A 23,211-nucleotide genomic window follows, 5' to 3' on the forward strand; every position below is an offset into this window, starting at 1 on the left:
ACGGCTTGCGCGATCGCCGCACGGAAACGATCGCACGGACAACGAGGGGGCTGTCGGAATGTTCCGACAGCCCCCTCGTCTGCGTTTCACGGTTCTGCTGCGTTTCACGGTTCCGCACCGGTCAGACCCGGTTACGGCTCACAGCTGCGATCGAAGTACGATCACGCCCTTGCCGACGTTGATGCCGGCGTCGTTCAGCCGTTCGATCAGCTCGATCTGCCCGCGTTCCTCACGCGGTGCCTGTGCGATGACGTCGATGTGGTAATCGTCGTACGCGGGCTTGGACTGCACCCACAGCCTGCTCGGTTCCGGCGGGTCGATTTCCGAATGCTCGCCGCAGCCGTGGTCGATGGAGACCACGCGTCCGTCGTCCGGGCTCCATTTGTTCGCGCACACGCCGAACAGCATGTTGAGTTCGCCCTTGAGCTGGATGAAGAAGCCGCAGTTGGCGCACACGTTGCCGTCGGCGGTTTTGGTGGACAACGACTTGGGTCCGTGCTGTCCCTCGTACCAGCGCTTGGCCGCCTGTGCGCGTCCGAGCGGGGTCAGGACGTGCCGGCGCGACAGGTTGAATTCGCGCACCGTGTCGTCGACGTCCTGTTCGGATGTGACGGACGGTGCGGAAACCTGTTCCGTCGCGTCAGCGGCCGCGTCGGCTGCAGCGGCCGCATCATCGGCAACAGCATGATCGGCCACGACTGTCCCGTCCGAGGTCGCCGCCGCAACGTCCGCGGCATCGGCCACACTCTTCGCGGCATCCGGCGTCGCGGTTTTGTCGACAGTCGATGTATCAGTCTGAGCAACGTCATCCGGCGCAACGTCATCCGGCGCAACGGCGACCGCGACGGCATCGGCCGCATCGGTCTCCCCAGCGTTCGCGACATCGGCCGCCTCCCCGTCCTGCAACGGAGCATCGACCGCGGGTTCGGTCTTGCGGAAGCCTTCCTCGATGCGCGGGTCGTCGGGATCCGTGCCGATCGAATCGGTGACGGACAGGTCGGTCGGTTCCAGCCGGTCCTTCCACGGCACCCACGCCGGCGGGCGCAGGGCGTCCTCCGTAGGCACCAGCGTGGACTCGTTGACCGTCCAGCGTTCCGCCTCCTCGTCGTGGAACAGCGTTACGGTCCACTGCCAGCCCTCATACCCCTTAAGCATGCAAGAGAAGCGGAAGTCGGTCACATGGTCGCCCAGGTCGGAGGACGTGACGAACTGGCCGACCAGCGCGGCCTCGCCGTCCGCGGCCTCAATGGCGACGTCGCGCGCCAGCTGGACCGGATCGATTGTCGTTTCGGGCATCATCATTCCTGTACGTCGAAGTTGTCGGCGACCGCGCGCAACAGCGTGGCCAGCTTCTTGCTTTCCTGCTGCGACGGATAGCGATGGCGACGCAGCGTGGTGCCGGCAGAGTCCAGCAGCTTGATGAGATCCTCAACGATGGCGGCCATGTCGTCCGGCTTCGGACGGGTTGCCTTGACCAGCGACGGCAGGGCCTCGACTAGGGTCACACCCATCGCCTGCGGTCCCTTGCGCCCGTCGACGACGGAGTATTCAACCTTGGCTCCCTTGCGCAGCGTGGTGACGCCGGCCGGCAGCGCGGCGGAGGGCAGGAACACATCCTTGCCCTCCTCGTTCGTGATGAATCCGTATCCCTTGTTCGCATCAAACCAACGCACTCGTCCACTGGGCATCTTGTCTCACACCTCTGTCTTTGCCTCGGTATCGGCGGGCCCCATGCCCGCCGTCACATTCAGATCAAAGACTCAGTGTACCTCAAGCCATGCTCAGTCTCACCGGTTTTTCCGGTCGGCCTTGGCGGATTTGCGGTCGGAGGAACGTGTCCAGACGCTTTTGCCCGTGTTGGATTGGTCGGCCGCGGCAGGCGCCGGAACCGTCGGTTCGACCGGCGCGACCGGCAGCACGACGGTCAGAGTCAGGCCGCCGCCTTCGCTGCCCGTGGCGCAGATGAAGCCGCGATGCGCCTTGACGACCGACTGGGCGATCGCCATGCCGAGGCCCGTGCCGCCCTTGAGGCGGGCGCGCGACGGATCGGCGGTGTAGAACCGTTCGAAGATCTGCGAACGCGACGCTTCAGGCACGCCCGGGCCGTGGTCGGAGAATCGTATGATCGCGTAGTTCATGCCGACCTGCATGTTCTGGCCGACTTCAATGGCCTCGATGAGATGGTGCATGGACGTTTCGGTGGCGGGCATGAGCGCCAGCGATTCGGGGCTGATCGACGCGGGCAGCACGCTCATCGACACTTCGACCGGCGAGTCGGCCGGCGTGTAGCGGTGGATGTTGCCGACGATGTTGGTGACGACCTGGCGCAGTCGGGAACCGTCGCCGGTAAGCGTGACCTGCGGCATGTCGCCTTCCACGAACGTGAAGTCCGATCCGTTGCCGTCCTCGTTGCGGCGCAGCTCGAGACGGCCTTCGCGAATGCCGCGTTCGGGATCGAGCGCGTGCAGGTCGTCGGTCGCGTCGGACACGATCGACGTAAGCGGCACCTGTTGGGTCAGATCGATGCCTCGTCCTTCGTCGAGCCGGGCGAGCGAAAGCAGGTCTTCAACAAGCACGGTCATGCGGGCGCTGGACGCTTCGATGTGTTCGATGGATTCGTCGGCGCGTTCGAGCGCACCCGGGAATTCGCGCTGCATCTTGTACAGTTCGGCGTAGCCGTGGATGGCGGCGAGCGGCGTGCGCAGCTCGTGGCTGGCGTCGGAGACGAACCGCTTCATCTTGTCGGTCGTCTCTTGCTGCTCGTGGAAGCTCTGCTCGATGCGCGCGAGCATGGCGTTCAGCGAGGCGGCCAGCGAGCCGACTTCCGTGTTCTCCGGCGCGGAGGGCACGCGTTGGCTCAGGTCGCCGGCGGCGATTTTCGCGGCCGTTTTTTCGATGCGCTTGAGCGGGGCGAGCGTGGCCTGCACGACAAGCATGCCGATCACGCCGCCGAGCAGGACGACGGCGATGCCAACCATCGCGCTGTATCGCGTGATCGTGTCGGCAGTGTCGTACTGGTCGCTCAGCGACAGGCCGATGTAGATGGTGCCGCGCGTGTACTGCTGCTGGTTGGAGTCAAGGTCAATCCAGCGCAGCGCGATGACGCGCCACGGCAGTCCGGCTTTCTGGATCGTGTCCCGGCCCGCACGCTCGTTTGCCGGGTTCGCCCCGTCGAACGACACTTTGGCGGCGGTGGTAAACGGCTGTCCGAGTGAGACGGAGTTGTCGTTGGTCGGCAAGTCGGGTTTGGAGACCACGCCGCCGCGCAGATTGGGCACGACCGCGTCGGTGACCGTGTTCTCCTTGTAGTCGCGCATCTGCACGAAGTAGCTGGTCATGCTCAGCGAGCCTTCGGACTTGCTCATTTCGTTGAGCAGTTCGGTGTTTCTGGCGACGAGCTGGCTTTGGTTAATCAGCTGTGAGTCGGTTTTTTCGAGCAGGTAGTTGCTGACCAGCTGTCGGATGGCGAACGAGAGCGAGAACGAGCCGATGGTGAGCAGCACGATGATGCAGGCCACGAGTTTGGTCGCCAGCGGGATCGCGTCGATGTGCCGGCCGACGTGCCGCTTGAACCAGGAGGGGCGTGTTTCCGTCCGGACCGCGGCACCCGCTGGCATGGCTTGTCCGTCGCCAGGTTGCGTCGGCGAGGCGGCCGGAAGCGCCGGACCGACCGGCGTCGTCTGCGTCTGCGACGGGGCCACCGGATTCACGCCCGCACCGGGACCCATCGGAACGGCCGGCTGCGGGGTGCCTCCCGACGGCGTGGTGTTTGTGCCGCTCATGCGCCCGGAGCCGTTTTCGGTTCGCGGATCATGTAGCCGATGCCGCGCTTGGTTTCGATGAGCGGGGTCACCTTGCGCTTCTCGCCGTTGGCGTCGGTGTAGGTGATGCCGTCCACCTTCTTGCGCAGGTACGAAATGTACGATTCGACGATGGCCGCGTCGCCGCCCCAGTCATACTGCCAAACATGGTCAAGGATCTGCGCCTTGGACAGCACGCGGCCCTCGTTGTCCATGAGATAGCGCAGCAGCTTGTATTCGGTCGGGCTCAGGTCGATGGGCTGGCCGGCGCGAGACACGTCGTGCGAGTCCTCGTTGATTTCCAGATCGCCGACGCGGATGATCGGGTCGTCCTCGATCTGTTCGCGGGTGCGGCGCAGGATCGCGCGGATGCGGGCGACGACCTCTTCGAGACTGAACGGCTTGGTGACGTAATCGTCGCCGCCGACGGTCAGTCCCATGACCTTGTCCTGCGTGTCGTCGCGCGCGGTAAGGAACAACACTGGTGCGCCGATGCCTTCCTGACGGATGCGACGGGTGACGGTGAATCCGTCGATGTCCGGGAGCATCACGTCGAGCACGATCAGGTCGGGCTGGGTTTTCTCTATCACTTCGATGGCCTCGGAGCCGGACGCGGCGGTGGCGACTTCGAAACCGGCGAAATGCAGGGACGCTACGAGCAGTTCGCGGATGGAGGGTTCATCATCCACAACAACAATCGATGCTTCAATGGGCTTGTTCATGCCTCCCAGCATGTCGCGCCCATCTGGAGGTTTCCTGAATGTCGGCTGATTCTTGTCCAATGGCTGAGAACCGCATCGGCATCGCCGCCGGTTACGATTGTTTCTTCCACATGCCGGCCTTGCGCCGCATGCGGATCTCCTTGCGGGTGAGCGGGCCGTTTTCATCGAATTCCTCGCCGGCCTCCTCCGCGGCCTTGCGCTTCTCGGCGATCTGACGCATCACCTTGCGTTTCATGCGACGACGTATCACGATGGTCGCGACGATGACGGCGACGAGCACGGCCAACACGATGGCCAGCACGACCACGCCGGCCACCACAGAGGAACCGGACGTGGACGTCTTCTTGACGGTCATGATCTCGTCCATCATCGCGGTGGCAGCTCCCGCCCAATCCGGCGTGTCCTTGAGCAGCTGGTCTCCGGCCGCCTTGGACAGGTCGTCGACCGTGGACTGCCGGCGCAGCCATTCGTCGGAATTGGACGAAACGGCCACCACCAGGTTGCCGTCGTCGGAGGCGACGGCCAGCATCACTGTGTTCTTGGCGGGGTTCATGCCCTTGAGCGCGCCCTTCGCCCACGAGTCCGCATTCACCTTGACGCCGAAGGTGCGCAGGTACATGAGCTTGACGCTGACCCCGGTCTCCTTCTTGGTTTCGGCGATCGCGTCGGTGACCTTGCCCAAATCGGAGCCGAGCAGGTTCTGCGTGTCCGTGATGTCGTCGGTGAACGCACCGGTCTGATCAGACGATCCGGAATCGGAATCTGATCCGTCGGCCATGGCCGGAGAAAAAAATCCCAGACACAGGATCAGCGAAATCAGCGTCGCAAGCATTGCAATCATTGGCGACACGCCGTGCCGCGACCTTTCGACCACATGGGTCGTTTTTCCGTACCCGTTTTCGCGATTTGTCATATCGTCCACCTTAGCGGCCGGTTGCGCCAAGCGGCCGCCGCTGGCACAACCAACACAGAACCCGTTCTTGGAAGGAGAACACCATGCCCCAGTACCAAGTGGATTCCGAACAGATCCAGTCATCGTCGGCGGCCGTCAATGCCTCCGTCGCCTCGATCCGGCAGGCGGTGAACGGCATGTACGCCAATCTCAACAACCTGCAAAGCGTGTGGAGAGGCGGCGCCGCTACCCAATTCGCCAGCGTGGCCGAACAGTGGCGCGCCGCCCAGCAGCAGATGGAAGCGTCTCTGGAATCCATCCAGCAGGCGCTCGCTTCGGCCTCCGCGCTTTACGCGGACACTGAAGCGCAAGCCATGCGCCTGTTCTCGTAATGCCGCCGCGACCGGTCATCCGAACCGACCGGTCAACGCAAAAAGGGCTCTCCGCGACCATGCGCGGAGAGCCCTTTCAATCAGCTATGCCGTTCGGCTTCAAACCGCCGATCAGTAGCCCATGTCGGCACCGGCGGCCGGAGCGGCCGGCTTCGGCTCCGGCTTGTTGGCGACCACGGCTTCGGTGGTCAGGAACAGGCCGGCGATGGAAGCGGCGTTCTGCAGCGCGGAACGGGTGACCTTGACCGGGTCGGTGACGCCGGCGGCCAGCAGATCCTCGTAGGTGTTGGTCGCGGCGTTCAGGCCCTCGCCGTCAGGCAGGGAACGAACCTTGTCGATGACCACGTCGCCGGACAGGCCAGCGTTCTCGGCGATCTGCTTGATCGGGGCTTCGATGGCGCGGAACACGATCGCGGCACCGGTGGCCTCGTCGCCTTCGAGCTTGACGTCCTTCTCGGCCTTGGCGGCAGCCTGAACGAGGGCCACGCCACCACCCGGCAGCAGGCCTTCCTCGATGGCGGCCTTGGCGTTGCGCACGGCGTCCTCGATGCGGTGCTTGCGCTCCTTGGCCTCGACCTCGGTGGCGGCGCCGACCTTGATGACGGCAACGCCGCCGGCCAGCTTGGCGAGACGCTCCTGCAGCTTCTCGCGGTCGTAGTCGGAATCGGACTTCTCGATCTCGGCGCGAATCTGGGCCACGCGAGCGTCGATGTCCTCCTTGGAGCCGGCACCCTGCACGATGGTGGTCTCGTCCTTGGAGACGATGACCTTCTTGGCGTGACCGAGCACGGACAGGTCGACGGAGTCGAGCTTGAGGCCCAGCTCGTCGGAAACGACCTGAGCGCCGGTGAGGATGGCCATATCCTGCAGCATGGCCTTGCGGCGGTCGCCGAAGCCCGGGGCCTTGACGGCGCAGGACTTGAAGGTGCCGCGGATGTTGTTCAGGATGAGGGTCGGCAGCGCCTCGCCGTCGACGTCCTCGGCGATGATCAGCAGCGGCTTGCCGGTCTTCATGACCAGCTCGGCGATGTGGACCACGTCCTGCTGGCTGGAGACCTTGCCGGAGGTGAGGAGGATGTACGGATCCTCGAGCACCGCAGTCTGGTCCTCGGCGTTGGTGACGAAGTACGGGGCGATGTAGCCCTTGTCGAAGCGCATGCCCTCGGTGAACTCGAGGTCAAGGCCGAAGCGGTTGTTGTCCTCGACGGTCACGACGCCGTCCTGGCCGACCTTGTCGAGGGCCTCGGCGATCTTCTCGCCGACTTCCGGATCCGCGGCGGAGATGGTCGCGGTCGCGGCGATCTGGTCCTTGGTCTCAACGTCCTTGGCGGCGGCGATGAGCTCCTTGACGATGGTGTCGGAGGCCTTCTCGATGCCGCGGCGCAGCGCGATCGGGTTGGAACCGGCGGCCACGTTCTTCAGGCCCTCGTGAACCAGAGCCTGGGCGAGCACGGTCGCGGTGGTGGTGCCGTCGCCGGCGACGTCGTCGGTCTTCTTGGCGACTTCCTTGACCAGCTCGGCGCCGATGCGCTCGTACGGATCCTCGAGATCGATCTCCTTGGCGATGGACACGCCATCGTTGGTGATGGTCGGAGCGCCGTAGGTTTTGTCGAGCACGACGTTGCGGCCCTTCGGTCCCAGCGTGACCTTGACGGTGTCGGCGAGCTTATCGAGGCCCGCGAGCATTCCCTGGCGAGCTTCCTCGTCGTACGAAATGATCTTTGCCATGGTTTGTCCTCCAAATGGCTTCACGGTACTTATGCTCACTGCGGAGGGCGGCGCGGCGACCGGCCGTCAGCTGCCGGTTATCACTCTCGCCTTCCGAGTGCTAATTGGGAGATTAGCACTCTCGGTGCCCGAGTGCCAACCGGCGGCCGGCGATTGCGCTCATGGCAAACGGCGGCGAGTACAAAAAAGTCCCCGAACGCCTGTGCGTCCGGGGACTAGCTAACGGGATTGGATCCGAATCCGGCGATCCCTACAGCTTGATCACCTTCGTGGCCTGCATGCCCTTGGGCCCGTGCTCAGCCTCATATTCGACCTTCTCCCCTTCTTCCAGCGTTTTGAACCCATCACCCTGAATCACAGAATAATGGACGAATACGTCGTCACCACCGTCATCCGGGTTGATGAAACCATATCCTTTACCAGCGCTGAAGAACTTAACGGTTCCGTGTGCCATAACCATTCTTTCCTAGGGAATCCGAACATCGCGGATAAATGGAAGAACACACACAGCACTACCTCGCGCTCCCCCTACCTCGCGACTCTACCCATTGTAACGGTTGACGGGACTAACTTTGCCCATCAACCGTGAAAACGCTGAATTTCCAACGATTTTTTCTATTGACTCGCGTCAATTCGGGGGAGTCGCCAGCCGGCCGGCCGTACTGCCGGGCATATCGCCCGCGATCCCGGTTCTTCAGGTTCGCAAGGCCGTTTTGCCCGCGATCAGTTACGCAGCACGACGACGACCGGCACGTCGATGCCCGTGACCTGCTGCACGTTCGCGATGCCCAGCTTCGTCGCCACGTCCTGGGCCGTGGCGAGATCCGTCTCGTTCTGGTACCAGACGACGGTGGAGTCCGGCAGGTTGTCGCCGGTCGGGTTCGCGGCCTGCACGTTGGTGTATCCGGCGTCGGTGAGCACTCCGGCCTTTTGCGCCGCGTAGCCGTTGATTCCGGCTGCGTTGACCACGCGCACGGAGGTCGCTTTGTTGGCGGTCTGCGCGTTCTGATCCGTGGACGACGTGTTCTGGTCGGTCGAATTCTGATCCGTGGAATCGGACTTCTGGTCGGACGAATCAGTGCCGTCAGAGGACGACGAACCGTCGGACGAGGTGCTGCCGTCCGTACTCTCGCTCTTCTGATCGGAAGAGGAAGAGGACGAATCGGTGCCGTCGGAGGACGAGTCCGAAGAGGAGTCCTTCTTGGACGAGTCGGTCGAGTCGTTCGAATCATTCGAGCTCGAACCGCTCTGGCCGCCGGCGGAAACCGACGTCGACGAGTTCGGGAACGCTCCCGACACGAACTTGGAGAACTCGCCGGTCATCACGCCCCATGCGAGCGCGCCGGCGAGCGCCGCGACGATGAGGACAATCAGATACGGCAGCGTGCGCGCGCCGACGGATCGTGCGCCGCGATGCACGCCCACCGGACCGACCGGAGGAGTGTCGAATGAATCACGAGCGTACGATTCATAGGTTTCCTTGTCTTGCTTCGCCATACCAGCCCTTCCGTCACAAAACTATCCACGAGTCTAACCGCCACCTTGCCCGAAAGACGACACGCCCGCCCCTCATGCACCGGATATGCACACTCCCCGTGCCGCCCGGAAGCGTTCCGGGAACCTTCGCGGGGCCGCTTCGGCCGGCGGTACGCCTACAGTGAACGGCATGGAAGCATCGCATGTCAAACCATTGTCCGAACTCGTCGAAGCCGGCTGGGCCGAAGCCCTGGCCCCGGTGGAGCCGCAGGTGCACCATATGGGGGATTTCCTGCGCTCCGAGTTGGCCGCGGGCCGCCATTACCTGCCGGCGAGCCGCAATATCCTGCGCGCGTTCACCATACCGTTCGATTCGATCAAGGTGCTGATCGTCGGCCAGGATCCGTATCCGACGCCGGGGCACCCGGTGGGACTGAGCTTCTGCGTGGCGCCCGACGTGCGCCCCCTGCCGAAGAGCCTGGTCAACATCTACAAGGAGCTGGTGGACGATCTTGGCGTGCCGATGCCCTCCAACGGCGATCTGACGCCGTGGACCGAGCGCGGCGTGATGCTGCTCAACAGGTGCCTGACGGTGGGCGTGGGCCGGCCGAACAGCCATCAGGGCAAGGGCTGGGAGCAGGTCACCGACGCCGCGATCCGCGCGCTCAACGCGCGCACCGACGCCGACGGCAAGCCCAAGCCGCTGGTGGCGATTCTGTGGGGACGCAACGCGCAAAGCCTCGAACCGCTGCTGACGAACGCGTACATCATCAAGTCGCCGCATCCGAGCCCGTTGTCCGCGTCGCGAGGCTTCTTCGGCTCCAAGCCGTTCTCCCGCGCCAACGCGGCGCTCGCCGCGATGGGTGCCGAACCCGTCGACTGGCGTCTGGACTAGGCAGTCCGGGGCATCCGAGCCAGCCGGGAGCAGTCCGACGCAACGGATACCAACCGGGCGAACGGGGGGTGGCCCACGGCGTTCGCCGAACGGGAATCTCAGCAAGTGCGGTTACAGTGGAGCGCATGCCTTTGTTCCCCATGCAATCGAATCTTTCCCCGCAGCCCGCGCCCGCCGCAGCGGCCCCGGCCGCACCGCAAGGCCTTTCTTTGGACGACGCGGCACTGGCCCGCCAGCTGGCCGACCGCATCCGCACGCGATTTTCCAAGACGCTGGTCGGCCAGGACAATCTGCGTGAGTCGCTGATCGTCACGCTCGTGGCCGGCGGTCATATCCTCATCGAGTCGGTGCCGGGTCTGGCGAAGACCACGGCCGCGCAGACGCTCGCCACGAGCGTGTCAGGCACGTTCAAGCGCGTCCAGTGCACGCCGGACCTCATGCCGTCGGATCTGGTGGGCACGCAGGTGTTCAATTTCGCCTCGCAGAAGTTCACCACGCAGATCGGCCCGATCCACGCGAATTTCGTGCTGCTCGACGAGATCAACCGTTCGAACGCGAAAACGCAGTCGGCGATGCTCGAGGCGATGGCCGAGGGCGCGACGACGATCGGCGGCGAACGCATCGCGCTGCCCAAGCCGTTCATGGTGATCGCCACGCAGAACCCCATCGAGGAGGAGGGCACGTTCAACCTGCCCGAAGCGCAGATGGACCGTTTCATGATGAAGGCGGTCATGACGTATCCGACCGCCGACGAGGAGACGCGCATGCTCGCACTGCTCACCACGCGCGGTTCCGACACGCTTGATCCCACGACGCTTACCGACGATGTGATTTCGATCCGCGACGTGGAGTTTCTGCGCTCGTCGGCCCGCCGCGTGCATGTGTCGGAGGCGATCATGCGCTACGCGGTGGATATCGCAGCCACGTCGCGCGGCGCCGGCACGCATCCTGTCAAGGGCCTCGCACAGCTGGTGCGTCTGGGCGCGAGCCCGCGCGCTTCGATCGCACTGGTGCGTATCGGTCAGGCGAACGCGCTGCTGGCGGGCCGCGACTACGTGATTCCCGAGGACGTCAAGGCGTTCGCGTTCGAGGTGATGCGCCACCGCATCATGCTCACGTTCGAGGCGCTGGCCGACGGCGTGAGCGCCGATCAGGTGATCGATTCGATCGTCAAGGCGGTTCCTGTCCCATGATCGGACGCAACCGTTCCGACGACCCGATTCGCAGGAGGATCGAGTCCCTCGGCACGTCGCTGAGCCTGCCCACGGTTCGCCGCGCGTTGGGCCTGTTGGAGGGCGAGCATGCGTCCGGCCGCCGTGGGGGCGGCGACGACGTCATGGACGTGCGCGTGTACGAGCCGGGCGACGAGGCGCGCCTGATCGACTGGAAGTCGAGCGCGCGCCAGGGTCGGCCGATGGTGGTGCAGCGCGAGCGGCGCGTCACGAGCCGCGTGTGGATGCTGATGGACGCGGGCCGGCAGATGACCGGCATGTGCGCGAGCGGCGAGACGGCGGGCGATGTGGCGGCGAACGCACTGCGCATGTTCGCGGCGTTGTCGCTGCGCCGCTCCGACGATATTTCGCTGGTGTTCGGCGACTCCGCGAGCATCACGCGTGTACCGTTCAACGGCGGGTTCAGCCAGTTCGAGCACACCCTTGACCGGGCGATGGATCGCGAGTGGAGCCACGACCGCAACATCGACGCACTGCTGGCGTACGCTCGCCGCATCCGCGACCGGGACGCGCTGATCGTGATCGCCACCGACGAGCATGCGCTGCGCCGCGAACATGTCGGCACGATCGGCCTGATCGCGCGCACGCACCCGGTGGTGCTGATCGACGTGGCGACGTTGAACCCGTTTGCGCCTCCCGTCGGCGCGGCAGTCGTCGACGGCGCGGATCGTCGGCGGGTTCCGGCGTTTCTGCGGTCCGCGGCGGCGGCCGAGCAGGTGCGCGTGCACCGCGAGTTCAATGCGGAGGCACTGCGCCGTGAACTGTCCCGGTACGGTTCGCGGATGATTCGCGCCGCGTCGAGCGAGGAGATGTTCGACGAATTCGTGCGGCTGGCGTCGTTGTCGATGACGTCCGCCGCGTTCAACCAGCTGCGCGCGGGACAGCAGAACATGGGAGGTGTCCGATGAACGCGATCGCGGATGGTACGGCCGATCTGAACCCGGTGCCGCAGCTTGCGCTGACCACTCCCCTGCTGGCGGTGATCATCGGCTGTCTGGTGTTGGCGGCCGCACTGATCGCCTTGACGGTCGTCTTGTCGCGGCCGCGGCGCGTGCCGGCGAATGCGCCGCGCCGCGGCAATCACATGACCGGCGGCGACGCGGCGGCGTGGCATGCCCGCATCGATGGCATCGTCGCCCGGTACGAGGCGAAGGAACTGACGCGGGAGCAGGCGTTCGTCGAGCTTGCGGAAACGACCCGTGATTTCGCCGGGGCCGCGACGGGACGCGACATGCGTGCGAGCACGCTGCGCGATCTGTCCTCCCTCCCCCGCAATGCCGGCGACCGGCAGGGTCTTGACCTGTTGCGGCAGACCGTCGCCGCGCTGTATCCGCCGGAATTCGCCGATGCCGCGCTGAACAGGCACGCCGCGTCGATCAACGTGCGCGAGGCGGCCGGATGGGTGTCGAATCTTGTGGAAAGGTGGCGCTGATGCTTTCCTGGCAGTGGCCGTGGGCCGCCGCGGCGGGCGCATTGTGCGTCCTCGCCGTCATCCTGCTCGTCGCGGCATTGGGCAATCCCCGGCGCGGCAGGCGAAACGGAGACGCCGAACAGGCTGAACGCAACGGCAAGCTCTATGAGATGCCGGTGTTCTCGCTGGACGACGATCTGAACACCGAGCAGGCGTCCCGTCTGTTCCATCAGTGGCGTGCGCTGAGCCGCCTGGCCGCCGCGCTGCTGGTCGCGGCGCTGGCGCTGTGCGTCGCGTTGCTGGCGCGCCCGTCCGTCATCGACCGCAGCGAGGAGGTGTCGAGCAGTCGTGACATCGTGCTGTGCCTCGACGTGTCCGGTTCGACACTGCCCTACGACCGCGAAGTGCTGGAAACGTATCTGGATCTCGTGTCCAACTTTCAGGGCGAGCGCATCGGTTTGAGCATCTTCAACTCCACGTCGCGCACGGTCTTCCCGCTCACCGACGACTACGCGCTGGTCGCGCGCGAGCTGAAAAGCGCGGCCACGACGCTCAAAGGCGTCGAATCACAGGCCGACATCGACAAAATGAGCGACCAGCAGTACCAGGAGATCTCCGACTGGCTCGACGGCACGCAGAACCGCACCAACGCGACGTCACTGATCGGCGACGGCGTGGTCAGCTGCGCGGCGATGCTGCCCGGATTCGCGTACGGGTCGGGCGGTTCCGGCGACGCGCGGCAACGCGCCGCGTCAATCGTGCTCGCCACCGACAACGTCGTGTCGGGCAAGCCCACGTATTCGCTGTCCGCGGCGCTGGATCTGGTCCACAGTGCGGGCATCACCGTCGACGGACTGTTCTCCGGGCCCAAGGAGAGCGAATCCGAATCAACCACCACGGACATGAAAAAGCTCATCGAATCGCACGACGGCATGTTCCTCACCCAGTCGAACGGCGCGAGCGTCAACGAACTCGTGCGCAGCATCGATCAGCGGCGCACCACGCACAGCGAACGTACGTCCAAGGCATCCGTTGCGGATGCGCCCGGCTGGTGGGCGCTCGCGCTGACTGTGTTCGTGGTCGCATGGCTGGCCGTCGCATGGAGGTTGCGCCGATGACATGGCATGATTTCACGCTTTCCCCCGCGCTCGGCTGGCCCGCCGGCGCGTGTCTCGCTGCGCTGATGACGGCGTTGGCTGTGACCGAAATCGTGCTGCATGCGCGGCGCCGCGATTCGAGCGACGAAACGGTTGCGGCGTGCGTGCGGCGCGTGCTGCTGTGCGTGACGCTCGCCGTGATGATGCTCACGCCGAGCGTCGTGTCGACGACGAGCAGCCGCGCGGTGAACGCCACCGACGTGGTCATCGCCGTCGACGTAACCGGCTCGATGGCCGTGCAGGACGCGCAATACGGGTCCGCTCAGACCGTCACCCGTATTGACGCGGCCAGGCAGGCCGTCAAGGACATCACGTCGCTGTATCCGGACGCGAGCTTTATGGGCGTGCGGTTCGGTGCGAGCGGTTCGCTTGACGTGCCGCTGACGCCCGACGAGCGGGCGATCGGCAACTGGGCGGATACGCTGGCCGTCGAGGCCACGTCCGTCTCGTCCGGTTCCAGCCTCGACGCGCCGCTCGACACGCTGCTGCTCGACCTCAAGTCGGTGCGCGAGGCGCATCCGAACGACGCGATCATCCTGTACGTGATCAGCGATGGCGAGCAGACCGGTACCAAGCCGCGACGTTCGTTCTCGACGCTGCGCAAGTACCTGAACGACGGGTTCGCGGTCGGCGTCGGTTCGACGCAGGGCGGCAAGATACCGGTGATCCGTGACGGCACGTCGTCCTCTTCGTCGTCCTCGCAGTCGTCCCAGTCGAAGGACGAGGCGTGGGTGACCGACCCGGACACCGGCAAACCGGGCATTTCCAAGCTCGACGAGAAGAATCTGACCAACATCGCCGACGAAATCAGCGGCACCTACCTGCACATGGACCAGACGACCACGATGACGCAGGGCGCGTCGAAACAGGCGTCATCCCGCTGGCAGGTGACCAGCACGGTGAAGCGGCGCACACGCATCACGCCCGTGGTCTGGCCGCTGGCCGCGGTTGCGCTGATCCTGCTCACGTGGGAGGCCGGTACATGGATCGTCACGTCAAGGAGGCTGCTATGAGTGCCACGCATGGGCGTCGCGCCCGACGTGCGGACCGCAACGCACGCCGCGACAGTCGCGCTGCGACCGCGGAGAACGCCGTCGCGGACGAAATCGATATGCCCACGACCGCCGACAGCGCCAAACCGAACGAGGGAACGACCGTACGCCGGACACGCGCCGGACTGCCGATGCGCATCGCGCTCGGAACGCTGGCCGCGATCGCGGCGGCCGCAGCCCTGATCGCCGCAGTGAACCTGCGCGCGGCGACGACGTTCAATCAGGCCACGCAAAGCCTGACCGAGCATATTGCGGCGGCCAAGGCGGACACTCCGGACTGGTCCAAGCTCAACGCGCTGCAGGAGCAGACCGACGCGCAGTTCGACGAAGCCGCGGCAGCGAGCGCCGTGCTGCTGCCGGGCATCCGCGAGGCGATCGCAGCGAACGCGGCAGTGTCGGACAAGCTGACGGCACTGGTGAAACGGAACCTTGACGCGCAGCAGGGCGGTTCGACATCGTCTGGTTCCGGCGATTCGTCGTCGGGAGGCAACGATCAGGAGCAGTCGTCCGATTCGTCGTCGGGCGCGCTCACCGACGAACAGCGCAAGCAGGTGGAGGACCTGCTCAAGGCCAACGAGCAGTCCACGCCGTCGGGCAAGAGCACGTCCAAGGAATCGACGGTCACCAACAACACGGGCAACACGAACAAACCGTGGTGACCGGTGTGTTGTCCACAGCCGACGGGCAAAAACTGTGGACGACACGCCGGGGTGTGGATAACCCCGACCATTCGACCACATACCCCGTTCCGGCTGGACACGGCCGCCGCGTCCCGGTTCAATGGGCGCATGAACAGCATTTTCGCCTCATCGTCCGCGTTCGGCGTCGCATCGCCGTTCGGCGGCTCCTCCGTTTTCGGCACCGACGGCACGTGTTCCTGCCATGGCATCGTCGACGCCAGCCGCAATCTCGTCAGCGCCCGGGTCTCGCAGACGCGGCTCGCGTCCGAGGCCATCCTCGCACCCCGCTCGCGAGGCGACGCCATCCCGTGGGAGGGCAACGCGGCCTCCCTGTTCCGCCAACGGCTCAACCAGTGCGCCGTAGACGCTCGACTGGTCGAACACAACGCGCAAACCGTGCTGAGCCTGTGCTGGGGTGCATGATGGGATGGCAGGTCACTTCGACTATTTCCGGCGGCCAGCCGTATGCGGTGGCCGACCGTGAGGAATACGCGTCGCTGGCCCGGCTGCTGGACGACGTGGCCGCCGACTGGCGTGCCGCCTCCGCCGCATGGAGCGCCGCAGCATTAGAACTGGCACAGCATCAGGCAAGCCTGACCTGGTGCTCGTCGGCGACACCGGATGAAGGCACAACTGTCAGTCATTCTTCGTTGCCCTACGGCGCGCTCATCCAACGATGTTCCGACCTGTCGGTCGACTGCGCGACGATCGGCGAGGAATTGGACACCCTGTCGGCGCTGCTGGTGCGCGCGCACTCGCTGTACGAGGACAACGAGGCATGGGTGCGCCGTCTGGTGACCATGACGGTGACCGCGGCGGCCATCGTCGCACCGCAGTACACCGCACTCGGCACATATGCCGTGGCCAAGGCCGGCATCTTGACCGGTTCCGCCGCTGAAGGCAAAGACAACCGCATCTACGGGCTCACCTCGACGCAATGGGCGCAGGAAGGTTTGGTCCGAGGCGCCTCGGTATGGGTGAACGGTCTTAGACGGGCCTCGCTTCCCCTACTCAACACCGACCAGGGCTACGGCGTGGACGACGCGGCAGGATTTCTCGCCGCGGTAACCAAGCCGATTCAGGACGCCAAGCAAGGCGACGTCCTCACCGTCAGCGAAGTTATGGCAGAGGCTGTCGTGGTCAAGGAATCACATTCGGTGGCCGAATCGCTCGAAAACCTGCGTCGTCTCGCCGAAGAGCGGCTCGGCACCATCGATTTGGGGAGCAAGCTGATCTACGGCACGGTCGCCGTACAACGCTACCGGCACGCCGACGGATCATCCGCATGGCTGATCACCATTCCCGGCACGGACGGCGAACACGATTCCCCGTTCGACTGGCTGCAGAATCTGGAAATCATGTCGGACGACCCCGTGCAGCGCATGACCGGCGACAGTGCGCGTATGGTCGCAGAAGCGATGCGGCAGGCCGGCATCGGCGCCGACGAGCCGGTTGCGCTGATCGGACATTCGCAGGGCGGCATCGTCGCGGCGACGATCGCAGCCGATCTGGCCGACCAGTACAACATTCAGCATGTGATGACCGCCGGATCGCCGGTGGCCAACCATCCTATCCCGTCAACGACATGGGTGACGAGCATTGAAATGGACGACGAGCTGGTGGCGGCGCTCGACGGCGCACCTAATCCGTCAACCGACAACTGGCTCACCATTCGGGGCCATGCGACGCGCACCGACGTCACCTCGCAGGGCGAGGTCAGCTCGGACGGTTCATGCCTGCCCGGCAACGGGTTCTCGTCGTGGAGCCGCGGTTTCGCCGCCGAGGAAGTCAAAGGAGCCTCCGAAGACAAGGAGATCACGCATTGGCTCAAATACCATCAGGCCGCCTACAAGAACGCCTCCGATCTGGGGTCCCACGCCGTAAACGCACACGAGGAGCATTTCCGCCGGATCATTGACGGCACATTGGAGGAAACGCGCTACTATCAAGGCACCATGAGTCACACGCCGCTGCCGTCCACCGTCATGGCGCCGGACAGCGATCGCATAGACATGCAACGGTTCGACGAGTAGTCTCCTTCGGCGTGCGCTGCCGTGCGTTGCCGCAAACTCGCCGTCGTCGACTCATCGTTGCCGTTGCGTCCAGCCATCACTGCCGTCAATGGCCGGACGCGATGGCAAGAGACTCCGGATCCGACTGCCGTTGCAGGCGAATGACCAGCGAATACCGGCAGTCCGTGGCCAACCCGTCGCCGGCGGCATCGTCCCGCTGCAGTGCTGCGTCCAACCGCAGTCGCATCGCGCAGGCAAGGGATTGGGCGACGGCGAGGCCCAGACCTGATCCTTGCTTGCCGCGCGCATCGTCGGCCTGATAGAAGCGGTCGAACAGCCTGTCCGGGTCGAGATCGGCGGCGGTCCGCGCGGCAACGGGATTGGCGAACGCGATCACGCCGCCATGCTGGCTGATCGTCGGCGCACCGCTGCCGTGACGCAGTGCGTTCGTGACGAGATTGTCGACGATGCGCCGCAACGCGGTCCGATCCGCCTCCAACGTGAACAGTTCGTCATCAAAGTCGACGGTCGGCTCCCATCCGCGCTCCTCGAACTCGGGATAATGCCCGACGAGCACCTCGGCCACGAGCGGCTGCACGGCGACCGGTTCGAGATCGAGCGTGCGGTCGGGATCGTTCGCACGCGCATAAGCGAACAGCTGGTCGAGCAGTCCGCGCATGTCGTCCATGCGCTGCAACGCCGCCCGCAAATGACGTTCCCGCTCCGCATCCTGACCGGCACTCGACGCGGACGGGACTTCGCCGCCATCCCGGGCCGGGCGATTCCCGTCCATCGCCAGCTGAATGTGCCCCTGCGCGCCCATCAACGGCGTGCGCACATCGTGTGCGAGCGACGACAGGTCACGCTGGAACTCCTGCGTCTTGGCCATCGCAGCAATCCGCTCGGACTGGATCGCGTCCAGTTGCGCGTTGATCGCCCGAGCCAGTTCGCGGCTCGCCCCACCCGGCAATTCCACAACCAGCCGAGCATTGCTTCCCGCCGGCCGTTCACGCAGAAACCGCGCCATCCTCCGCATCTCGCGCCCATATAGCGCAGCCCCGATAGCAATCCCCGCAACCAGCCCGACCAGCAATCCCACCATCACCATGCCTTCATCCTACGTGTTGTCTTGATCACGTTTGTTCGGTTCCGACGTTGCCGCGTGGAGCAGGGATGTACCATTCCCGACACGCTCCGGGCCGCTCAGCCAAGTCATACGGTCGGAAACGGCACATCCCCGCTCCACGCTCCCTTGCGTACCATCGTCATGTTTGCGACAACTCAGCACACGTCGCGCCGGCGGTTGACGAGAAGCGCGGCGCCGGCGGACAGGACAATCCAGCCGGCGAAGCAGATCAGCGCGTGCGCCCAGACCGGTATGCCGAGCGATACGCCGCCGGCCGTCGTGGCAAACAGGCCGGCGCTGTCGGCGTACAGTTTCACGTTGTTCGACGGCAGCCACGGTGTCAGTTGGCCGAGCCACGGCATATACGCGGCGATCATCGACAGCACGATGTTCGTCAGAGATCCGATAACGCCCGCGCCGACGAGGACCGCAACGGCAACGCCGAACGCCTTGCTGCGCACGATCATCGCCAACGCGACGGCGATCAGCACGAACGTGGTCGTTCCCAATATTTTGAGGCCGCAGAATCCCAGGTAGGCGCCGATGCTCTCCGTATGGCGGAACCGGACGCCAAGCGCGAGACAGGACAGTTCCAAAGCGACGATCGCCACGATCGCATTCCATGCCGTCAGCAGGAATGACAACAGCAGACGGCTTGCGACGTATGGCGTCCGGCTGCGGCGTCCAGCGACGAGGTTTTTGACGAAGCCCGTATCCCAGTCATCCATCACGGCGAGCACGGCCAGCACGGCGACGCACATGGCCAGTATGGAGCCGCCGCCCATTCCCGAACTGGCCAGCATCGCGGTGTGCGAGTCCATCATGCGGGCGGTCGCCGCCAGTCCGGCGGTGGCGTTGGCCGTGACCGAAACGCCGTCCGTGTCGGTCTGCGCGGCTCCGGTGGCGGCGCCGAGCAGAATCAGCGTGGTGAGCAGGCCGGCGGTCAACAGGACGGACAGCGCGGTGACGATCCAGAATTTACGACCGTGAATGAGACGGTACAGGTCGGAACGCAACAGGTTGAACATCATCGGTTTCCTTCCGTGCGGGCGTCGTCCATGAGAGCGACGAAATAGTCTTCCATGTCGCGCGATTTCGCGGACAGTTCAAGGACGGTCTGGTTCGTTTCGTGCAGCAACCGCGAAACTTCGGCCGCGTCGAATCCGCCGGAGATGGTGATCGAACCGTCCGGTTCGGCGGCGAACCGCACCGGGGCGTCCGGATTGCCCGGCAGCCGGTCTTCGAGGATCGCGAGCGCGGTCGCAGTGTCGGCGGTGCGCACGGTGAGGCTTTCGCCGCATTCGGCTTGGACTTGTTCGGCGGTCATCTCGCGTACCATGTGGCCGTTCGCGATGACGCCGTAATGGGTGCACATGCGTTCGAGCTGGTCGAGGACGTGCGAGCTGACAACGATGGTGATGCCGCGCTGTTGGTTGAGCTGCACCAGATAGTTGCGCATGGTGCGTGCGCCTTCGGGGTCGAGGCCGTTGAGCGGCTCGTCGAGCAGCAGCAGATCTGGCCCGCCGACGAGAGCGAGCGCGAGTCCCAGCCGCTGTTTCATGCCAAGCGAGAAGCCGCCGGTCTTCTTGTGACCGGTATTGCCGAGTCCGACCTGATTGAGCAGGTCGCGGCAGACTGGCTTCGGGTCGACGACGCCGAGCACGAGCGCCTGCGTCATCATCGTGTCGAAGGCGCTCATGTGCGGCAGCAGGCCGGGGTTTTCGATGAGTGCACCGACGCGCTGTACTCCGACAGGCGTACGGGCGGTTCCATCATTCACGTTCCCAGCGTTCCCGAACAACGTGATCTCTCCGCCGTTCGGCATTGCGAGTCCGGCGATCATTTTCATCACAGTCGACTTGCCGGCGCCGTTCTTGCCGACGAATCCGTAGATCGCGCCCTGCGGCACGGTCATGTCGAAATGGTCGACTGCGCGTTTGCCGGCGTACCGTTTGGCGAGCGATCGTATGCGAATCGCATCCATAGCCGTTCCTTCCTTTTCGTTTCCTTGGATGATGCACTCATCGTATGGAACGGATCTTGCGCAACCATCGTGCAGCCATCACGCGAATCTTGCGAAAGTCTTGCGAAAGCGTGACGGCGCCGATCACGGGCCGGCTGGGCGTCGTCGTCCGTATGTTCGCGCGATCACGACGGCTGCGCGAACATACGGACAATTGAGGCGCCTGTGTCCTCCGTATGTTCGCGTCAATGCGCCGATCACGCGAACATACGGAGGATCCCCGCGCGACGACGCTCACACGTCGAGCTTGAAGCCGAGTCCCCAGACGGTTCTGACGTACGCGTCGGTGCCGGACGGTTTGAGCTTGGCGCGGATCTTGCTCACATGCGCGGTGACGGTGTTGTCGTCGACTATGTACGGCTCGTTCCAGCACAGTTCGTATACCTGCTGTTTGGTGAAGACCGTGTTGGGGTGCGCCATAAGCAGTTCGACGATGTTGAATTCGGTATTGGTGAGGGACACCGGCCGGTCGTCGATGGCGAACGTGCGCGCGGCGGGGTTGAGCGTCCAGCGGCCGGCGGTGAGAAGACCGGCATGATTGGCGTCTGCGGTCGCGGGATCGTGCGCTTCTCCGGTTGTCTGCGTCAACGTTGCATTCGTCGGCGAAGGTCGACGGACCGCACCGCCCTGCCCGTAGCCGCGGCCGCGCAGCTGGGCCTGGACACGCACGACGAGCTCGTCCAGGTCGAACGGTTTGACGAGATAGTCGTCGGCGCCGAGCTTCAGCAGCGATACGCGATCAGCTACGGCGTCGCGCGCTGAGATCACGATGATCGGCACGCCCGCGCCGCGTTCGCGCAGCATGGCGACCAACCGTTCGCCACTCAGTCCGGGCAACATAAGATCGGTGATGATGCAATCGTACGCACCGCATTCGCCGCCGCCATTGTCGTCCCGTGCGCCCGCGGAATCAGCGCCACGAGCCAGCAACAGCCGCGCCTCCGAACCGGAATATGCGGCCGTGCAGGAGAATCCGGCCTTCATCAGCCGCGTGCAGACCACTTCGTTGATGTCCGCATCGTCTTCGACCACCAGTATTCGCACATTGCCCATAGTCCCCTAAGCGTACAACCACCGGTTCTTGGCGTTTCCCGGCACGACACCGCCCGGTTCACGGCTGGAAGTACCCTAGAATCCATGAAGCTTACTGATATTTCCCCCGCAATCGCACTGACCCCGCTCGACGGCCGCTATCACAACGCCACCGCCCCGCTCGTCGAATACCTGAGCGAACCGGCCCTGAACCGCGAGCGCATGCGCGTCGAGGTCGAGTGGATGATCCTTCTGGCGAACGGCTTCGATGGCAACGGTAACCAGCCGATCGTCGACGGCGTCAAGCCGTTCACCGACGCTGAGAAGGCGTTCCTGCGCGCGATCCCCGAGGATTTCGGCGCCGAGGGCATCAAGCAGCACGCCGCGCATGAGGCCGTCACCCATCACGACGTGAAGGCCGTGGAGTACTACATCGACGACCAGATCGACAAGGCCCCGGCCGAGCTCGCGAACATCAACGACGCGCTCAAGACCCTCGTGCACTTCGCCTGCACGTCCGAGGACATCAACAACCTGTCGATCGCCCGTTGCGTGAAGAACGCGATGGAACATGTCTGGACCCCGGCGTTCAAGGAGATCATCGACCATCTGGCCATTAAGGCCGACGAGTACCGCGACAAGGCGCTGCTGAGCCTCACCCACGGCCAGCCGGCCACGCCGACCACGCTCGGCAAGGAGCTCGCCGTCTACGTCTACCGCCTCAACCGCCAGCTCAAGCACATCGAGAACCAGGAGTATCTGGGCAAGATCAACGGCGCAACCGGCACGTTCGGCGCTCATCTGGCCGCCTGCCCGGACGTCGACTGGATTGCCGTCTCGCGCGAGTTCGTCACAAACCGCATGGGCCTGACCTGGAACCCGCTGACCACGCAAATCGAATCCCACGACTGGCAGGCCGAACTGTATTCGACCGTCTCCCACGCGAACCGCATCATGCACAACCTGTGCGTGGATGTGTGGATGTACATCTCGCGCGGCGTGTTCGCGCAGGTGCCGGTCAAGGGCGCGACCGGCTCGTCCACGATGCCGCACAAGGTCAACCCGATCCGTTTCGAGAACGCGGAGGCGAACTTCGAGATCTCCTGCTCGCTGCTCGACACCCTGTCGGCCACGCTGGTGGAGTCCCGTTGGCAGCGCGATCTGACCGATTCGACCACGCAGCGCAATATCGGCTCCGCGCTCGGCTACTCGCAGCTGGCCCTGTACAACCTGATGGGCGGCCTCAAGTCTATTCACCCAAACGACCACGTGATCTCGCGCGAGCTTGACGAGAACTGGGAGGTGCTCGGCGAGCCGATCCAGACCGCCATGCGCGCCTGCGAGCTGCGCGGTCTGCCGGGCATGGACAAGCCGTACGAGAAGGTCAAGGAGCTCATGCGCGGCCACACGATCGACCGAGAACAGGTCGAGCAGTTCATCGACCAGCAGTCCTTCGATCCCGAGACCGCGGCGCGCCTGAAGGCGCTCACCCCGGCCACGTACACGGGAGTCGCAAGCAAGCTGGTCGACTTCGACCGCTGACCCTCCACATAACCGCACACACCTATCGCAAAGGGTTCC

Annotated in this window: 23 protein-coding genes; 11 read left to right on the top strand and 12 right to left on the bottom strand. The window is 64.7% G+C overall.

Annotated elements, in window-relative coordinates; genetic code table 11:
* Positions 1 to 138: 138 nt before the first annotated feature.
* From BBIA_RS02150 to BBIA_RS02170, 5 genes are all read right to left on the bottom strand, one after another.
* Positions 139 to 1,296, bottom strand: a complete 1,158-nt coding sequence (locus BBIA_RS02150) for a DUF3027 domain-containing protein (RefSeq protein WP_051923659.1) — start codon at positions 1,294 to 1,296, stop codon at positions 139 to 141.
* Positions 1,297 to 1,298: 2 nt separating this feature from the next.
* Positions 1,299 to 1,688, bottom strand: coding sequence for a cold-shock protein (locus tag BBIA_RS02155; RefSeq protein ID WP_033492966.1), 390 nt, complete (start codon positions 1,686 to 1,688; stop codon positions 1,299 to 1,301).
* 99 nt (positions 1,689 to 1,787) lie between these two features.
* Positions 1,788 to 3,617 carry a sensor histidine kinase gene (locus BBIA_RS02160; RefSeq protein WP_081891866.1) on the bottom strand — a complete coding sequence of 610 codons (1,830 nt, stop codon included), beginning with the start codon at positions 3,615 to 3,617 and terminating at the stop codon, positions 1,788 to 1,790.
* 161 nt (positions 3,618 to 3,778) lie between these two features.
* Complete coding sequence (locus tag BBIA_RS02165; protein ID WP_033493069.1) at positions 3,779 to 4,522, bottom strand: response regulator transcription factor; 744 nt, start codon at positions 4,520 to 4,522, stop codon at positions 3,779 to 3,781.
* 91 nt (positions 4,523 to 4,613) lie between these two features.
* On the bottom strand, positions 4,614 to 5,354 hold the full coding sequence (locus BBIA_RS02170; RefSeq protein ID WP_081891852.1) for a hypothetical protein: 741 nt from the start codon (positions 5,352 to 5,354) through the stop codon (positions 4,614 to 4,616).
* A gap of 164 nt (positions 5,355 to 5,518) precedes the next feature.
* Between BBIA_RS02170 and BBIA_RS02175 the strand changes: the two genes are divergently transcribed.
* Positions 5,519 to 5,806 (top strand): WXG100 family type VII secretion target, encoded by a 288-nt coding sequence (locus tag BBIA_RS02175; RefSeq protein ID WP_033492967.1) that lies wholly within the window; start codon positions 5,519 to 5,521, stop codon positions 5,804 to 5,806.
* Positions 5,807 to 5,917: 111 nt separating this feature from the next.
* Here BBIA_RS02175 and groL read toward each other — a convergent pair whose 3' ends face one another.
* The 3 genes from groL to BBIA_RS02190 form a co-directional block, all read right to left on the bottom strand.
* Entirely contained in the window at positions 5,918 to 7,534 is a 1,617-nt protein-coding gene (gene groL / locus BBIA_RS02180; RefSeq protein ID WP_033492969.1) for a chaperonin GroEL, read from the bottom strand.
* A gap of 250 nt (positions 7,535 to 7,784) precedes the next feature.
* Positions 7,785 to 7,988 carry a cold-shock protein gene (locus tag BBIA_RS02185; protein WP_033492971.1) on the bottom strand — a complete coding sequence of 68 codons (204 nt, stop codon included), beginning with the start codon at positions 7,986 to 7,988 and terminating at the stop codon, positions 7,785 to 7,787.
* 269 nt (positions 7,989 to 8,257) lie between these two features.
* Complete coding sequence (locus BBIA_RS02190; RefSeq protein ID WP_033492973.1) at positions 8,258 to 9,031, bottom strand: LytR C-terminal domain-containing protein; 774 nt, start codon at positions 9,029 to 9,031, stop codon at positions 8,258 to 8,260.
* Between the two features lie 169 nt (positions 9,032 to 9,200).
* On the opposite strand from BBIA_RS02190, the gene BBIA_RS02195 reads away from it, so the two are divergent.
* The 9 genes from BBIA_RS02195 (at position 9,201) to BBIA_RS02235 (ending at position 17,470) form a co-directional block, all read left to right on the top strand.
* On the top strand, positions 9,201 to 9,905 hold the full coding sequence (locus BBIA_RS02195; protein WP_033492975.1) for a uracil-DNA glycosylase: 705 nt from the start codon (positions 9,201 to 9,203) through the stop codon (positions 9,903 to 9,905).
* 125 nt (positions 9,906 to 10,030) lie between these two features.
* Positions 10,031 to 11,098: an AAA family ATPase gene (locus BBIA_RS02200; RefSeq protein ID WP_033492977.1), complete on the top strand. Its 1,068-nt coding sequence runs from the start codon at positions 10,031 to 10,033 to the stop codon at positions 11,096 to 11,098.
* Positions 11,095 to 12,045, top strand: coding sequence for a DUF58 domain-containing protein (locus BBIA_RS02205; protein ID WP_033492979.1), 951 nt, complete (start codon positions 11,095 to 11,097; stop codon positions 12,043 to 12,045). The genes BBIA_RS02200 and BBIA_RS02205 overlap by 4 nt, the downstream gene beginning before the upstream one ends.
* Positions 12,042 to 12,569 carry a hypothetical protein gene (locus BBIA_RS02210; protein WP_033492980.1) on the top strand — a complete coding sequence of 176 codons (528 nt, stop codon included), beginning with the start codon at positions 12,042 to 12,044 and terminating at the stop codon, positions 12,567 to 12,569. Before BBIA_RS02205 ends, BBIA_RS02210 begins: the two co-directional genes overlap by 4 nt.
* Positions 12,566 to 13,666 carry a vWA domain-containing protein gene (locus BBIA_RS02215; protein ID WP_033493073.1) on the top strand — a complete coding sequence of 367 codons (1,101 nt, stop codon included), beginning with the start codon at positions 12,566 to 12,568 and terminating at the stop codon, positions 13,664 to 13,666. The genes BBIA_RS02210 and BBIA_RS02215 overlap by 4 nt, the downstream gene beginning before the upstream one ends.
* Positions 13,648 to 14,718 (top strand): vWA domain-containing protein, encoded by a 1,071-nt coding sequence (locus tag BBIA_RS02220; protein ID WP_033492982.1) that lies wholly within the window; start codon positions 13,648 to 13,650, stop codon positions 14,716 to 14,718. Before BBIA_RS02215 ends, BBIA_RS02220 begins: the two co-directional genes overlap by 19 nt.
* Positions 14,715 to 15,416, top strand: coding sequence for a DUF6466 family protein (locus BBIA_RS02225; protein ID WP_051923660.1), 702 nt, complete (start codon positions 14,715 to 14,717; stop codon positions 15,414 to 15,416). The genes BBIA_RS02220 and BBIA_RS02225 overlap by 4 nt, the downstream gene beginning before the upstream one ends.
* A gap of 129 nt (positions 15,417 to 15,545) precedes the next feature.
* Entirely contained in the window at positions 15,546 to 15,860 is a 315-nt protein-coding gene (locus tag BBIA_RS13170; protein ID WP_051923661.1) for a hypothetical protein, read from the top strand.
* Positions 15,860 to 17,470: a PGAP1-like alpha/beta domain-containing protein gene (locus tag BBIA_RS02235; protein ID WP_051923662.1), complete on the top strand. Its 1,611-nt coding sequence runs from the start codon at positions 15,860 to 15,862 to the stop codon at positions 17,468 to 17,470. The genes BBIA_RS13170 and BBIA_RS02235 overlap by 1 nt, the downstream gene beginning before the upstream one ends.
* A gap of 85 nt (positions 17,471 to 17,555) precedes the next feature.
* On the opposite strand, the gene BBIA_RS02240 is transcribed toward BBIA_RS02235, so the two are convergent.
* The 4 genes from BBIA_RS02240 to BBIA_RS02255 form a co-directional block, all read right to left on the bottom strand.
* The gene (locus BBIA_RS02240) at positions 17,556 to 18,557 is read right to left on the bottom strand and encodes a sensor histidine kinase (RefSeq protein ID WP_081891854.1); all 1,002 of its coding nucleotides are present in this window, start codon (positions 18,555 to 18,557) and stop codon (positions 17,556 to 17,558) included.
* A gap of 173 nt (positions 18,558 to 18,730) precedes the next feature.
* Entirely contained in the window at positions 18,731 to 19,606 is an 876-nt protein-coding gene (locus BBIA_RS02245; protein ID WP_033492984.1) for an ABC transporter permease, read from the bottom strand.
* Positions 19,603 to 20,559 (bottom strand): ATP-binding cassette domain-containing protein, encoded by a 957-nt coding sequence (locus BBIA_RS02250; protein WP_033492986.1) that lies wholly within the window; start codon positions 20,557 to 20,559, stop codon positions 19,603 to 19,605. The genes BBIA_RS02245 and BBIA_RS02250 overlap by 4 nt, the downstream gene beginning before the upstream one ends.
* Positions 20,560 to 20,832: 273 nt before the next feature.
* Positions 20,833 to 21,651, bottom strand: a complete 819-nt coding sequence (locus BBIA_RS02255; protein WP_033492988.1) for a response regulator transcription factor — start codon at positions 21,649 to 21,651, stop codon at positions 20,833 to 20,835.
* Between the two features lie 84 nt (positions 21,652 to 21,735).
* Between BBIA_RS02255 and purB the strand changes: the two genes are divergently transcribed.
* Positions 21,736 to 23,172, top strand: a complete 1,437-nt coding sequence (gene purB, locus BBIA_RS02260) for an adenylosuccinate lyase (protein ID WP_033492990.1) — start codon at positions 21,736 to 21,738, stop codon at positions 23,170 to 23,172.
* Positions 23,173 to 23,211 lie beyond the last annotated feature (39 nt).

It is taken from the genome of Bifidobacterium biavatii DSM 23969 (genome assembly GCF_000741165.1).
GTDB classification, from domain to species: Bacteria; Actinomycetota; Actinomycetes; order Actinomycetales; family Bifidobacteriaceae; genus Bifidobacterium; species Bifidobacterium biavatii.

Bases quoted from the DNA above. Each gene is read 5' to 3' on its own strand.
- BBIA_RS02160 (WP_081891866.1), bottom strand. From the start codon at position 3,617: ATGCCAGCGGGTGCCGCGGTCCGGACGGAAACACGCCCCTCCTGGTTC.
- BBIA_RS02220 (WP_033492982.1), top strand. From the start codon at position 13,648: ATGGAGGTTGCGCCGATGACATGGCATGATTTCACGCTTTCCCCCGCG.
- BBIA_RS13170 (WP_051923661.1), top strand. From the start codon at position 15,546: ATGAACAGCATTTTCGCCTCATCGTCCGCGTTCGGCGTCGCATCGCCG.
- groL (WP_033492969.1), bottom strand. From the start codon at position 7,534: ATGGCAAAGATCATTTCGTACGACGAGGAAGCTCGCCAGGGAATGCTC.
- BBIA_RS02245 (WP_033492984.1), bottom strand. From the start codon at position 19,606: ATGATGTTCAACCTGTTGCGTTCCGACCTGTACCGTCTCATTCACGGT.
- purB (WP_033492990.1), top strand. From the start codon at position 21,736: ATGAAGCTTACTGATATTTCCCCCGCAATCGCACTGACCCCGCTCGAC.
- BBIA_RS02175 (WP_033492967.1), top strand. From the start codon at position 5,519: ATGCCCCAGTACCAAGTGGATTCCGAACAGATCCAGTCATCGTCGGCG.
- BBIA_RS02190 (WP_033492973.1), bottom strand. From the start codon at position 9,031: ATGGCGAAGCAAGACAAGGAAACCTATGAATCGTACGCTCGTGATTCA.
- BBIA_RS02200 (WP_033492977.1), top strand. From the start codon at position 10,031: ATGCCTTTGTTCCCCATGCAATCGAATCTTTCCCCGCAGCCCGCGCCC.
- BBIA_RS02210 (WP_033492980.1), top strand. From the start codon at position 12,042: ATGAACGCGATCGCGGATGGTACGGCCGATCTGAACCCGGTGCCGCAG.
- BBIA_RS02155 (WP_033492966.1), bottom strand. From the start codon at position 1,688: ATGCCCAGTGGACGAGTGCGTTGGTTTGATGCGAACAAGGGATACGGA.
- BBIA_RS02255 (WP_033492988.1), bottom strand. From the start codon at position 21,651: ATGGGCAATGTGCGAATACTGGTGGTCGAAGACGATGCGGACATCAAC.
- BBIA_RS02205 (WP_033492979.1), top strand. From the start codon at position 11,095: ATGATCGGACGCAACCGTTCCGACGACCCGATTCGCAGGAGGATCGAG.
- BBIA_RS02240 (WP_081891854.1), bottom strand. From the start codon at position 18,557: ATGGTGATGGTGGGATTGCTGGTCGGGCTGGTTGCGGGGATTGCTATC.
- BBIA_RS02225 (WP_051923660.1), top strand. From the start codon at position 14,715: ATGAGTGCCACGCATGGGCGTCGCGCCCGACGTGCGGACCGCAACGCA.
- BBIA_RS02235 (WP_051923662.1), top strand. From the start codon at position 15,860: ATGGGATGGCAGGTCACTTCGACTATTTCCGGCGGCCAGCCGTATGCG.
- BBIA_RS02150 (WP_051923659.1), bottom strand. From the start codon at position 1,296: ATGCCCGAAACGACAATCGATCCGGTCCAGCTGGCGCGCGACGTCGCC.
- BBIA_RS02170 (WP_081891852.1), bottom strand. From the start codon at position 5,354: ATGCTTGCGACGCTGATTTCGCTGATCCTGTGTCTGGGATTTTTTTCT.
- BBIA_RS02195 (WP_033492975.1), top strand. From the start codon at position 9,201: ATGGAAGCATCGCATGTCAAACCATTGTCCGAACTCGTCGAAGCCGGC.
- BBIA_RS02185 (WP_033492971.1), bottom strand. From the start codon at position 7,988: ATGGCACACGGAACCGTTAAGTTCTTCAGCGCTGGTAAAGGATATGGT.
- BBIA_RS02250 (WP_033492986.1), bottom strand. From the start codon at position 20,559: ATGGATGCGATTCGCATACGATCGCTCGCCAAACGGTACGCCGGCAAA.
- BBIA_RS02165 (WP_033493069.1), bottom strand. From the start codon at position 4,522: ATGAACAAGCCCATTGAAGCATCGATTGTTGTTGTGGATGATGAACCC.